Origin of the sequence: Tengunoibacter tsumagoiensis (genome assembly GCF_003967535.1) — a bacterium.
In the GTDB taxonomy this organism is placed as follows: domain Bacteria; phylum Chloroflexota; class Ktedonobacteria; order Ktedonobacterales; family Ktedonobacteraceae; genus Tengunoibacter; species Tengunoibacter tsumagoiensis.
Genome location: NZ_BIFR01000002.1, coordinates 1119296 through 1132884, shown reverse-complemented (window position 1 = coordinate 1132884; position 13589 = coordinate 1119296). Strand labels below are relative to the sequence as shown.

Below are 13589 nucleotides of genomic sequence, written 5' to 3'. Positions count from 1 at the left end.
TCTCTCAGGTATAGAAAACCGTTCTTGCTCGCTATTGAAGCGTGACCTTTACTTCATGATAGCCTGTCGCGCCATTGGGAACGGTCCCCTGTCGATGACTCGTCTGTTGCTCGCCAGTGCCATCGGTGGCTCGCACGACGAGTGTATAGTCGCCAGCCTGGGCAGGTTGCCACGTCCAGTTCCAGAAGACCCAGGTATCCGGTGAGAGCGGAGAGGTAAGTGTGGCTGTATTCCAGGTAGTGCCAGCATCGGTGCTGACTTCCACTTTTTGAATCCCTCGGTAGCCAGCAAAAGCGATACCTCCAACTTCAATGGGTCCGCCAAACTTGCGAGCGCTTCTAGGATGGTCGATCCGGCTCATCGTATGCAATTGACCATTGTACCATCCCTGATCTGAATAGAGGCCGCCAATGAAATGGTCGACAAGATCAACGCGTGTGAGCCACTTGGGGTTCTCTTCCCCATAACGGCCCGGAATCAATACACGCAACGGATAGCCATGGCGGAGGGGAAGATCAGAGCCATTCATCTGCCAGGCCAGTAACGCATCCGCTTCGAGAACCTCTTGCAAAGGAAGGCTCACAGTATAGCCATCGACGCTCGAAAACGAGACATATTTCGCTGTATTTTGCGCCTCACCATGGTGGGCTAGTAACGTTTTCAGGGTGACGCCATGCCAGATGGCGGTGCTCATTAAGCCACTCCCAGGCCCATTTGCAATACATTCTAATGTAATTGCACGTGAAGTAGAGGGCAACTGCTTTAACTGTTCATATGTGTAGGTACCGGTTTTACCCACCAGGCCGGTCACTTCCAGACGCCACACATCCAGATTGGGGGTGGGATCAATTGGGTTCTGGGTGACAACATAGTGCTCGTCATTGGGCGTAATCGGTGAGGTGATCTCGTTATGCGGGTGCGCCTGTGTCCCATCATAGGAGGTATACCGCTGCTTGTATTCGTTTCCCAGTTGCAGACCCGCTACTCCTGCACCGAGCCCAACCACTGCAACACCAGCTCGCTGTAAAAGCTGACGTCGGCGCTGGCTCTGGACGCTTGATCCACTCTCTTCTGTATAGTGATGAGGGATCAACATCCGATAGGCCAGACAAAGGATAAAACCGTAGGCACAGAACTGAAGAATCAGTCCCAGGATCGTTGCAAATCTGGCCTGATCAATTGGTAGACCCAAAAAGTTTTGTCGCAGTTCATCCCAAAACAAGATGACTGCCAGAAGAATCATGACGAGGCTAAGAGCAGCAGCCGTCAACCATTCTCGTTTCTCAGGTTGCCAACTCTGCACAGGAAGTCGTAAGCGGACCAATAAGGCATAGAGTAAACCTAAAACTGTTCCCAGAGCAAGCATGCCCCACAGTGCCAGGCTCAACGGTCCAAGTTTTGAATCATGCCCAAAGGTGACCAGCATTCGGACAAAGGTATCAGCGCTCAACAGTTTCAGGACACGATCTCCAAACAGTTCGACAGGCGTTGGAATGCCTGCAAAAAGACGCAGAAATCCCATTATAGTAATGGTCACTAAGCTCGCAACCAATCCTGCTCCTAATGCTGCTAAGGCAGCCAGCAGACCATATCTAAGGCGAGTCTGCCTGGAGCGAGCGTCCTTCTCAGGATGCTCTTGTATTTTCTCCATAGTTCTCCTCTGTTATCGCGGAATGAAAAGAGCCCGCTAAAAGCCCTCTTCTTTACGCAGCTATCGTCTCTCCCACTACCTCTTGTCACGAAGAGAGCTCCAATTTTTCACAGTCTCAGCTATGCTCTCTCGCTCATACCAGAGAATAAAGCCGAGTCCAATGCACACAACGCCATAGGTTACGAGATCATACGCATACCACTGATTGGGGGTCACACAAAAGTAGCCAATCACACTGATGCAGGCAAAATACCAGCCACAGGCATAGGCTATAGAACGTGTATGAAGCGGTCGCTTCTGCTGGTCACTTCTCTGTGCCCACAAAGAGCCAATGCCAAAGGGGAGCCAGGGGACAAGGGCCGCCACATACCAGGGAAACACATGGGAGGAGCAGGCAAACACACTCACAATCAGGACGAGACAGGCCCCTTCCTTACTGATCTTTCCGCGCATTCGTTGGATACAGACAATCACGACGGCGGCGCTCACTACGGCCAGATTGATAAGCGTCTGAAGCGAAAGAATCCACGGCATGTTGCGCCGCAAGAAGAGGAGGCCCAATAGATAGGAGGTCAATTGGATCGGTCCTGCATTTCCACCCTGCTCGCTGGCATAGTGTGAGAAGAAGCCAACAACCTGGCCGTGGCCCAACACGAGAAATGGAATGTATCCTAATACGATGCTGCCAAAACAAGAGGCGAGCAGAGCCCAGTCCCTTGGCCTCCAGACGACAATCAAGAGCAACAATGGATAGAATTTTGTCATTGTTGCCATAGCAATAAAGAAGCCCGTGAGAATCCGGCCCCATGGCTTCTGAATGGGATCAAACCAGAAGACCAGGAGCATAAAGGTGATCGTCGTGACATCAACATGGCCCTGCATCGCAAACTCAACAATCGGCAGAGGGCACCAGGCGTAAAAAATGACGCGCCGGGGGTCAAGGCCCTGGCGTCGTAAAAGAAGTGCCAACAAGACACAGGACCCCAGATCGAACAGCATAAAAATGCCCTTGAGGCCATAGAGATTACTGGGAAAGAGCAGATAGCTTAAGACATAGATTCCCTGGGCCGTGGGAGGATACAGGCTGGGAACATTTCGATAGCGACTGTTCTGATAAATAACATCCTGCCATTGCACAAAGATGGGATTATTGGGTGTTGTCGCTAAAGGACTATACCCATGAAGGGTGATGCGAGCATCCCAGACGTATCGCCAGGAATCACGCGAGAGATTAGGATCGATAGGAATAAATATCACACGCAAAAGAAGCGCGCCAGCGATAAGACATCCCCATTCGACCCATCTCCATTTGCCGACGGCTGGCCCTGTCCTCACTATCAGCAGGCAGGCTGCCAGATAGGGTAGAAAGCTCACGAGCCAGAGCCCTAAAAAGAGGCCATCCTTCGTGTCCCCTGGATGAGCAATACGCGCTAAAACACTGGCACATCCAAGAGAGAGAAGCAACAGCAGTCCCAGGATAGCCGATGTTCTCCAGGGATGACGATAAGAAGATGGAGGAGTCTCTCGATACGGCGCGGTAATACTCTGCGTCATGTATGTCGTCACTTTCTCTACAATACAGTGTTGGGAAGAAGCTGCTCCCCGTCTGCCGGGGATCGCTGCTTCATTCTTTATCACGTCTCAAAACAGTACTTATTTACAGCCATGACTGCTCGTATTGACAGCTTATGCTAAGATCAGAACAGCAATTGCAAGCTCGTCACTAACCAGCGTCTTAGATTGGAAAAGTCGCAAGATGAAAAGAACGGCCCAGGAATTTATGCAGCAACGTCTGCACGCGATCCGCCATCGCCACCTCTTCCGACAGCTCTCTCCTCTTTCCCATGGCTCAACCCCCTGGATCTCGGTCGATGGACACAAACTCCTCAATCTCAGTAGCAATAATTATTTAGGCTTTGCCGATCATCCTCACCTGAAACAGGCCGCCAGCGCTGCCATTGAACAGTATGGCTGCGGAACTGGTTCGTCTCGCTTGATCGCTGGCAGTACGTTTCTTCATCAACAACTTGAGGCACGTCTGGCCGCCTTTAAAGGTCATGAGCAGGCGCTTCTCTTCACCAGTGGATATCAAGCCAATGTCGGAATTATCGCCGCACTCGCCGGGCCACGCGACATCATTCTTAGCGATGAGCTCAACCATGCCAGCCTTATCGATGGCTGCCGCTTAAGTGGAGCCCAATCCAGAACCTATGCCCATTGTTCTCTCATCGCTTTACAGCAGCAGCTTGAAGAGTGCTCTACAAGCGGGCAGCGTGGATTAACATTTGTGGTAACCGATAGCGTCTTTAGTATGGACGGCGATCTGGCTCCCCTGGCTGAGATAGCTGCGCTCTGTGAGAGGTATCAAGCATTTCTGATTGTCGATGAGGCGCACGCATCTGGCTGTCTGGGCCCTGCTGGCCGTGGCCTGGTCGCCCAACTCCCTCAATCGGCCCATGAAAATATTCTTACCATCAGTACATTGAGTAAAGCCTTTGGGAGCATTGGAGCCTTTATGAGTGGCACCACCTTGATGAAGGATTTTCTCATCAATGTGGCACGACCATTTATTTTTACAACATCTCTTCCGCCTGCCGATCTCGCCGCCAGTCTGGCTGCATTGGATCTGCTTGAAGAAGATCCAGACCTTCCAGGACGCCTCCAGCAGAAAGCAGCGTTTTTTCGTACGAGCTTACAGCAGTTGGGTTTTGATACGCTCGCCTCAGCCACTCATATCATTCCTTTGCTGATCGGTGATGCGGAACGCACTATGCACATGGCGGCGCACCTCCGCGAAGAGGGACTCTATGCGGTGGCGATTCGTCCGCCAACCGTCCCGATGGGAGCATCACGGCTCCGCTTCAGTTTGATGGCGTCCCATACCGATGAGGATCTCTTCTTTGCACTGGACATCATCAAAAAAGTTGGCTCTCAGATGGGTCTTGTCTGAAAATGGAGGTTTCATGCCGGATGATGAGCCTCTTTCAGAAACGTCTCGTCTGAAAATGGAGGTTTCATGCCAGATGGTGAGCCCCTTTCATAAACGTCTCGTCTGGCAAGCGACGAACAATCTTAGACAGGAAGGACCATACCATGCCCACTGAACATTCGTTAGAATTTGACGATAAACGCTATCTCTGGCATCCCTTTACGCAACAGCAGGATTGGGAGGCCGAACCGCAGTTAGTGATTACCGATGCGGATGGGTGCTATCTTATTGATCAGGAAGGGAAGCGCTATCTGGACGGGGTCTCATCGCTCTGGGCCAATCTCCATGGGCATCGCCATCCACTCATCAATGCCGCAATCACCCAGCAGCTTGATAAGGTCGCTCATACCACGATGCTGGGCCTCACCCACCCAAAGGCGATTGAGCTTGGAAAAAGGCTTATTGAACTGGCACCAGGCAGATTGAGCCGGGTCTTTTATTCCGATACCGGGGCCGCCGCTATGGAGATTGCGCTCAAACAAGCTTTCCAATACTGGCAACAGAGCAATCAACCCCAGCGTACCTATTTCCTTTCGATTACCAATGCCTATCACGGCGATACCGTAGGTGCCATGAGTATTGGTGGCATGGAGATCTATCGCCATGCCTACACCTCGCTCTTCTTTCCTACTATCACCGTTGATTCGACGGTCCCCTGTACCTGCGGCAATCAGCCCTCCTGTACCGACTGCCATATGCCCTGTCTGGATGAGCTGGAGCGTGTGCTGGCTCGTCATGGTCATGAACTGGCGGGTGTTGTGATAGAACCATTATTTCAGGGAGCTGGCGGCATTCGTATCTACCCACGTGGTTATACCCGGGCTGTCTGGGAGATGACAAAACGTCATGGTGCACTCTTTATTGTCGATGAGGTCGCAACAGGCTTTGGTCGCACTGGTACGATGTTTGCTTGTGAGCATGAGGGGATTGAGCCAGATATTATGGGTCTGGCCAAGGGTATTACTGGTGGCTATCTTCCACTGGCTGCAACGCTGGCGACTGAAGAGATCTACCAGGCATTCCTGGGGCCTGGACGCACGTTCTATCATGGTCATACCTATACGGGAAATCCCCTGGCCTGTGCGGCTGCCCTTGCGAATCTGGATATCTTTGTGCAGGAGCAGACACTTCACCGTCTCCAGCCACGCATCGAGCAGTTAACGCAGGGTCTGGAGCAGTTAAGAGCATTTCCTCTTGTAGCAGATATCCGTCAGTATGGCTTTGTTGCGGGCATCGAGTTAGCGCAGCAGAAAGATCTCCAGAGGCCGTTCCCCGCTGAAAAGAAGGTGGGGAGTCTGGTGATTAAAGAGGCTCGGAGACGGGGGGTTATTCTACGTCCTCTCTCGGATGTGCTGGTGCTTATGCCACCACTGGCTATCTCAGAACAGGAATTGGCGCTGCTGATACAGGTGACGGGCGAAGCGATCCAGAGTGTAGCGGAGAAATTAGCAGATGAGTAGAGGCAAAGGACTCTTTATTACCGGGACCGATACAGGCGTTGGCAAAACACAGGTGACCGCTATGTTAGCGCTTGCACTGCAACAGGCTGGTTGGAAGGTGGGGGTTATGAAACCAGCCGAAACGGGCTGCCCGGTGGTTGATGGTGCACTACAACCACAGGATTCGCTCTTTCTGCGTCAGATTACTGGCTGTACAGCTCCGCAAGAGCTGGTTACTCCCTATACATTTCTGGAACCACTGGCACCCGCCGTGGCAGCCGAGCATGAAGGCAGGCAGATTGATCCAGAACGAATTATGCACTGTTATCACGAGCTGGCCGAGCGCTATGATATCGTTCTTGTCGAAGGGGCCGGTGGACTCCTCGTTCCTCTCACGGAGCAAGCGACCTTTCTCGATCTTGCAGAACAGCTTGATCTGCCGATACTGGTGGTCGCGCGCAATGTCCTGGGAACGATCAATCATACTGCTTTAACGGTAACCGTTGCGGCACAACGCTGTCGCGTTCTGGGAATTATTCTCAATACCCTGTCTGCTGAGATAGAGGATGTATCCCAGAACAGCAATGTCGAGGCACTCAAACGCTGGGGGCGCGCTCCGTTAATAGGAGTGATCCCATACGCAGCAGAACGGAGACACGATACTCTGCTACACCAGAGTACACAGATCGATCTTCAAACTATTGTAACGCAACTTTCCTTAACAGGTGAAGAGAGGTAAAGATAATGAGCTTTCAAGCCCTGGCCGATAAAGCAATTGCTGGTGACATACTCTCACGCGAAGAGTGTCTCAGTGTTTTACACTGTCCTGACAATCAGATCCTTGATCTCCTGAGCGCCACCTATCGCGTTCGTGAGCAATTCTGTGGCAAACAGGTCCATCTCCACATGCTGATTAATGCCAAAAGTGGTATCTGCCCAGAAGATTGCCACTACTGCTCACAATCCAGTATCTCCAGTGCCAATATCGAACGCTATCCTCTGGTAAGTATGGAGAAGCTCCTCGAGGGAGCAAGAAAAGCGAAAGAAGCAAAGAGCAAACGCTACTGCATCGTCATTAGCACGCGCGGAGCCAATAACCGTGAGATCTCCTTCTTGACGAAGGCTGTTCGCCGCATCAAAGAAGAGGTCGATATCTCGATCTGCTGTAGCCTTGGGCTGATCACTGAAGAGAAGGCTCGGGCACTCTATGAAGCGGGTGTGGAACAGTTCAATCATAACCTGAACACCAGTGAGAACTATTATCCTGAGATCTGTACGACCCATACGTATCAGGATCGCCTGAATACCCTTCAGGCCGCCCGTACGGCTGGTCTCAAACTCTGCTCCGGGGTGCTCTTTGGACAGGGCGAAAGTGAAGATGATATCATTGACGTGACGCTGGCGCTCCGCGAACTGGAGCCACAATCCATTCCGGTGAACTTTCTGCTACCGATTGAAGGCACACCATTTGCCCAACACCGCTATGTGCAACCGTACGACTGCCTGCGTATTCTCTGTCTGATGCGTCTGGTTAATCCGCGCCAGGAGATCCGCGTCTCGGCTGGACGCGAGGAGCATCTGCGTTCACTCCAACCGCTGGCACTCTACGCGGCCAATTCTGTCTTTGTCTCCGGCTATCTCACAACCCCGGGCCAGGATTATCAGGATACCTGGCAGATGATCAAAGATATGGGCTTTGAGCTTGAAGAACATTCCGACAATAGCGAGCAAACGAGCGAGGCCCATGTCCACGCGTAGAGTGGTGATTACTGGCATGGGGGCCGTGACGCCCCTGGGCAACTGCGTAGAGAGCTTCTGGCATCATCTCTGCGCAGGCCACTGTGGCATCGAAAAAATTACGCACTTTGATGCCACCCCCTACCAGGTACAGATCGCTGCGGAAGTTCGCCAGTTAGAGCTTCCGTCTGCCATCGAGGCCACACAGCTCAAACGATTTGCTCGTTTCGCTTTGCTCGGGCTCATTGCCGCGCTGGAAGCGTGGCAGCACGCAGGCTTAGAGCGAGGTACGCTGGACCCTTATCAGATTGGTGTGCTGGTTGGTTCGAGCCATGGCGGTGAAGAGAGTCTAATCGAAGGGCTTGCCCATATTCTTGCCAACGAACCTGGAAAAGTCAGTCCACGTCTGATCCCACGGATGCTTAGTAATATGGCGGCGATGCAGATCGCTCGGCAGTTTGATCTTCATGGTCCCAGTTATGGCCTCAACACCGCCTGCGCAACTGGCGCTCAAGCCATTGGCGAGGCGGCTGAAATGATCAAACGTGGGGATGCGGTTGCGATGCTCTGCGGCGGGACTGAAGCATGTATCACCCCTTTAACGCTGGTTGGAGATCAGGCTGCTCGGGCGCTCTCCACGCGCAATGGTGAGCCTCAGAAGGCCTGTCGCCCGTTTGATCTGCACCGGGATGGTTTCGTGCTGGGCGAAGGGGCCGGTATTCTGGTCTTAGAGGACTATGAGCATGCTCTGGCTCGCGGTGCCTCTATCTACGCAGAGCTCTCTGGCTATAGTACGACAATCGATGCTTCGCATGAGACACGTCCCGATCTATCGGGCACACATCTCGCTCAGGCGATGAAACGGGCTATGAGCAAGTCCGATGTCTCTGCACGGGAGGTCGATGCTATCTTTGCCCATGCAACGGGAACAGTCCAGGGAGATCGAGCCGAAGCGATGGCCCTTACCCATGCCTTTGGTCAGGCGCTGCCAGCCATACCAGTCGTGGCGATCAAAGCTGCGGTAGGCCATACCTTGGGAGCATCCGGTGCCATCCAGGCCATCGCAGCCATACAATCTCTGCGGACGCAAACACTTCCCCCAACGCTCAATAGCGAGCAGGCTGATCCTGCATGTGGCTCACTGAAGATACTGGCAGAAGCCTGTCCCTATCCACTTCATACCATCATCTCAAATGCAGCTGGTTTCGGAGGACACAATGTCTCCCTGGTATTGACCAGTCCTTCTTAACAGAGCCTGTTCATCCCTTCCACTGAAACGCTCGCGTATTCAGGAAGTATTCTGATATGATAGCTGCAAACATATTTAACGAGCAAAAAACATCGTCACTACTCAGGTTTCGCTCAGGTAGCGACAATTGCGAGACATTGCCACGACGTGAGGGAAGTTACTTCAGGAGGTATTCTTGATCTTCCTCGCTTATGTAGATGAAGACATCACTGTCTACCAGGCTGAGATATGTGACCATAAGCGGTCCGACCACGTTCCAAGAGAGGTTGCCCAGCCCTGCTCCCAGCTTAGGAAAGGCAATACTTTGGATCTCGAGCGCTTTGTAGTGGTCGACAACATACCGAAGACCTTCCTCAAGGTATGCAACCTTTGAGTCGTCGCGCCAATGGTCTTTTGTCGGAAAATTGAGGATCCAGGGCGTACTCGCTTTGTAGAGGCTCGGCTGGCCAATGCGCAGTTTCCCCTCGCGGCACTCTTGTTGATAGACGGCAAACATGTCTGGATATCTTTGTTTAAAAGCCAGCGCAAGACCTTTCCCCATGTGACCCTTGCAATTCACAGGATTAACAATCACCTGGGCTGCTGAGTTGAAGATGTCATCTTTGCGATAAGAGAGCGTTGCCATACATCACCTCATATCTGTGAACAAAGGGACCTCCATGCCACAGGCAAGGGGGACCGGGTCAAGGTAGTTACAAAACATCCTTTTCACTCCTCATCCAGTAGATCTTTCCTTACACCCATAGTATATCACAGCTACATGCTTTTGGCATCGTGCAAATGGACGATTTTTTTGCTGGTATTGAGTCTATACTTGCAAAGGGCAGTTTTCTTTTGTCATACCTGTAGATAGAACCCTCAATCAACTTATAGGAGAAGAATGTGCTTGTTCTGCTCAGGCGCTACTTTGCGCTTCTTGCAAGGTATCTCAGACCACAATGGGTGGGGAGTCTTTTTCTGGCTCTCTTCTTGTTTGGAAATGCTGGCTTGCAATTACTCAAGCCACAGCTTCTGAAGCTCTTTATCGATACAGCCCTGGCACATGGTGTCTCACTGACCCTCCTCTTAATAGCCTGCTCGTTTATTGGCTTTGCCCTGCTCAATCAGGGGATCGCAGTCGCAGATAGCTATCTGGGTGAATCTATTGCCTGGACGGCAACGAACCAGTTACGTACTGATCTGGTGGCGCATTGTTTGTCGCTAGACCTCTCTTTTCACAAAGAACGGTCCCCTGGCGAGTTGATTGAACGCATTGATGGCGATGTCGATACGCTCTCTCATTTTTTTTCGCGCCTCATTATTCAGCTCGGCGGCAACATCCTTTTGCTGTGTGGTATCCTGGCGATCTTCTTTCGGATTGATTGGCGCGCAGGATTGGGAGCAAGTGTGTATGCGCTTATTTTTCTCAGTATGTTGATGGTGATGCGCCGACGTCTCATCCCTCTTTGGGTAGCTCAACGGCAAGCCAGCGCAGAGTTCTATGGTTTCCTGGGCGAACGGCTGGAGGGAACAGCCGAGATCCGCGCCAATGGGGCCACTACAACGGTACTGCGTCGTTTTCTGCGGCAGTTCCATACCTGGTTTCCTATCACCTACAAGGCACGTATGAGCGAAACCAGGATATTCCTTGTCAACTTTGCCGTAATTGCGAGCAGCCTCGTGCTCACATTGATACTCGGTGCATATCTGCGCAGTTTCAATCCAGCCGCTATTACCATTGGCACCATTTTTGCTATGTATACGTATGCCTTTATGCTGGTTGGACCAATCTGGACTATTCAGACACAACTTCAGGATCTCCAACAAGTCGAAGCGTGTATTCAGCGCATTTATGAATTATTCTCTACCACTTCGCGGCTGCATGATGGGTCAGGGGCGACCTTTGGGCGTGGTCCGCTTGCGCTGGAGTTTGAACATGTCACATTCGGCTATGAGGGTGATGTACCCGTGCTGCGTGATCTGACCTTTGCGGTCCAACCCGGGCAGGTTCTCGGTATTTTAGGGCGGACGGGAAGTGGGAAAACAACCCTCGCGCGGCTGATATTCAGGTTGTACGATGCCCAACAAGGCTGTGTTCGTCTCGATGGTGTGTCAGTCCAACAGACACACCTGCAGACGCTCCGTCAGCATATCGGCCTGGTGACACAGGATGTCCAACTCTTCCAGGCCAGTGTCCGTGATAACCTGACCTTTTTTAATCGTGGGATCTCCGACGAACGTATTCTGACAGCCCTCGAGAACCTGGGCCTCTCTGCGTGGTACCAGAGCTTGCCGACAGGCCTGGACACGGTACTGCCCACGGGTGCCCTCTCAGCAGGAGAGGCACAATTATTGGCATTTACACGGGTCTTTCTACAGGATCCAGGGATCATTATTCTGGATGAAGCCTCGTCTCGTCTTGATCCAGCAACAGCAGCGCTGCTGGAAAAAGCGCTAGACACATTATTCGACGGTCGTACGGCCATCGTGATCGCCCATCGTCTCAGCACTATCCAACGGGCCAATGAGATTCTCATTCTGGAAGATGGCGCAGTGCTCGAATATGGCTCTTACGATAAGCTCGCACATGATGTTTCTTCGCGTTTCTTTCACCTGTTACAAGTTGGCCTGGAGGAGGTTTTAGCATGAGGAATGTGCGCTTTTTGTGGCGACTGGTCTGCTATCGTCCCGTCAGCGCTGTCTGCAGGCCGCTCATCATGCTCGTCTGCTATGGTGAGCGCATCGTCTTTGGCCTGATGATCCAGGCGTTTTTCAACATGCTCCCCCAACATACGCAGGTGACACCTGCGCTGTTTATGCTCTTCCTTCCCTGGTTGGTTGCGATCGCCATCCGTCTCATTGTCGTCAACTTCGGAACATCTGGTACGATCCGCTTCGATTTTAGCACACAAGCCCTGTTGCAGCACAATCTTTTCAAGCACATCCTGGAGCGACCTGGAGCCCAGGCTCTCCTCGATTCGCTTGGCAACACAATCAGCTCTTTTCGCGACGATACGGCCATTGTGGTAGATCTGCTCGGCCATCTCGGAGAAACCTGCGCGCTCATCGTGTATACCTCTGTTGTCTTCATCATCCTGTTGCGGGTCAATGTGCTCATCACGCTCCTCGTTTTTCTCCCGCTTTGTTGTATCGTCGTACTGGCACGGCAAGCACAGAAGGGTCTGGAGAAGTATCGCAGGGCCAGCCGTACCGCGACCAGTAATGTGACGGGAGCCATTGGCGAGATCTTCGGGGCGGTCCAGGCCATCCAGGTTGCGGGAGCAGAACCGCACGTGATTGCTCACTTTCACGCACTGAACATGCAGCGTCGTGCCTCGATGGTGAAAGATCGCCTGCTCTCAGGTGCTCTGGATGCCCTTTTTGGCAATGTGGGTGATATCGGTACGGCACTGATTCTGGTCCTCGCTGCGCTCTCACAGACAGCGGGTCAGCTCCGCCCCGGTGATCTGGTTATCTTTCTCACGTATCTGGCCATTGTTAGCGATTTCTTTACCGATATTGGCAGCATACTTGCTGAGCAGACCCGGGCACGCATCTCTTTTGAGCGGATGGTCAATGTCTTCCAGGGCGCGCCGAGCCACCTGCTGGTGGCACATCATGACCTTCATATGCATGATGAGGTTGATGAGGAGCCAGAGCAACCTGTTGCGCTCCAGCCAGTTGTCCCTCCCTTGCAGCGACTGATCGTGCGTGATCTGTGCTATCGTTATCCTGAGACAGGCAGAGGGATTGCAGATATCACTATCTGCATTGAGGGTGGGACGTTGACCGTGGTTACCGGGCGTATCGGCGCGGGCAAGACAACACTTTTGCTCGCGCTCCTCGGTCTGGTGAGAGCCGATGCAGGCGAGATCACCTGGAACGATCATTCTATTGCAGACGCAGCTGCATTTTTCATCCCGCGACGCAGTGCCTACACTGCCCAGGTTCCTCACCTCTTTAGTGACACCATACGTGAGAATATCCTGCTCGGTCTCCCCGAGCACACCAATGAGCTCCAGGCAGCCATCCATACCGCTGTTCTGGATCACGATATTGCGGCACTTGAGCATGGGCTGGATACACGTATTGGGGTGCGAGGGGTGAAGCTTTCCGGTGGTCAGATCCAGCGCGTGGCCGCGGCACGTATGCTCGTTCGTCAGCCTGCATTGATCGTGTGTGATGATCTCTCCAGCGCTCTTGATGTTGAGACAGAGCAACTCCTCTGGGATCGGCTGAGAGCAACCAGAACACAGACCTGCATCACCGTCTCACACCGCCGCTCGGTCCTGCAGCGGGCTGATCAGATCATCGTCTTGAAACAGGGGCGGATTGAAGCTACTGGCTCACTTGAACAATTACTCACGACCAGTCAAGAGATGCAGTGTATCTGGCAGGGGTCGGAATGACGAGAATCAGAAAACATTATTTGGCTAAAAGAAGGTCTCGCTTGTAGTGACCCGTTCTTCTTAATAGCGTCTGTTCATACCTCCCACTGAAACACTCGCATATTCAGGAATTATTCTGATACAATAGCCGTAAAAA

10 protein-coding genes are annotated in these 13589 nt (G+C 52.4%); 7 read left to right on the top strand and 3 right to left on the bottom strand.

Annotation, left to right across the window (positions count from 1 at the left end):
• Positions 1 to 31: 31 nt before the first annotated feature.
• The gene (locus EL628_RS24940) at positions 32 to 1651 is read right to left on the bottom strand and encodes a molybdopterin-dependent oxidoreductase (protein WP_126582709.1); all 1620 of its coding nucleotides are present in this window, start codon (positions 1649 to 1651) and stop codon (positions 32 to 34) included.
• A 75-nt stretch (positions 1652 to 1726) separates the two neighbouring features.
• Positions 1727 to 3205 carry a glycosyltransferase family 87 protein gene (locus EL628_RS24935; protein WP_126582708.1) on the bottom strand — a complete coding sequence of 493 codons (1479 nt, stop codon included), beginning with the start codon at positions 3203 to 3205 and terminating at the stop codon, positions 1727 to 1729.
• 202 nt (positions 3206 to 3407) lie between these two features.
• Here EL628_RS24935 and bioF point away from each other — a divergent pair, with 202 nt between their 5' ends.
• The 5 genes from bioF to EL628_RS24910 all read left to right on the top strand — a co-directional run bounded on the left by bioF (position 3408) and on the right by EL628_RS24910 (position 9065).
• Positions 3408 to 4601 carry an 8-amino-7-oxononanoate synthase gene (gene bioF / locus EL628_RS24930; RefSeq protein ID WP_126582707.1) on the top strand — a complete coding sequence of 398 codons (1194 nt, stop codon included), beginning with the start codon at positions 3408 to 3410 and terminating at the stop codon, positions 4599 to 4601.
• 143 nt (positions 4602 to 4744) lie between these two features.
• Entirely contained in the window at positions 4745 to 6100 is a 1356-nt protein-coding gene (gene bioA, locus EL628_RS24925; RefSeq protein ID WP_126582706.1) for an adenosylmethionine--8-amino-7-oxononanoate transaminase, read from the top strand.
• Positions 6093 to 6818, top strand: coding sequence for a dethiobiotin synthase (gene bioD, locus EL628_RS24920; RefSeq protein WP_126582705.1), 726 nt, complete (start codon positions 6093 to 6095; stop codon positions 6816 to 6818). The genes bioA and bioD overlap by 8 nt, the downstream gene beginning before the upstream one ends.
• Before the next feature lie 5 nt (positions 6819 to 6823).
• Positions 6824 to 7837, top strand: coding sequence for a biotin synthase BioB (bioB, locus tag EL628_RS24915; protein WP_126582704.1), 1014 nt, complete (start codon positions 6824 to 6826; stop codon positions 7835 to 7837).
• Positions 7824 to 9065 (top strand): beta-ketoacyl-[acyl-carrier-protein] synthase family protein, encoded by a 1242-nt coding sequence (locus EL628_RS24910; protein ID WP_126582703.1) that lies wholly within the window; start codon positions 7824 to 7826, stop codon positions 9063 to 9065. Before bioB ends, EL628_RS24910 begins: the two co-directional genes overlap by 14 nt.
• 157 nt (positions 9066 to 9222) lie before the next feature.
• On the opposite strand, the gene EL628_RS24905 is transcribed toward EL628_RS24910, so the two are convergent.
• A complete protein-coding gene (locus EL628_RS24905) occupies positions 9223 to 9690 on the bottom strand; it encodes a macro domain-containing protein (RefSeq protein WP_126582702.1) in 468 nt (155 codons plus the stop codon).
• A 257-nt stretch (positions 9691 to 9947) separates the two neighbouring features.
• Between EL628_RS24905 and EL628_RS24900 the strand changes: the two genes are divergently transcribed.
• Positions 9948 to 11693 carry an ABC transporter ATP-binding protein gene (locus EL628_RS24900; protein WP_126582701.1) on the top strand — a complete coding sequence of 582 codons (1746 nt, stop codon included), beginning with the start codon at positions 9948 to 9950 and terminating at the stop codon, positions 11691 to 11693.
• Complete coding sequence (locus EL628_RS24895) at positions 11690 to 13453, top strand: ABC transporter ATP-binding protein (protein WP_126582700.1); 1764 nt, start codon at positions 11690 to 11692, stop codon at positions 13451 to 13453. Before EL628_RS24900 ends, EL628_RS24895 begins: the two co-directional genes overlap by 4 nt.
• The last annotated feature ends 136 nt before the right edge of the window (positions 13454 to 13589 follow it).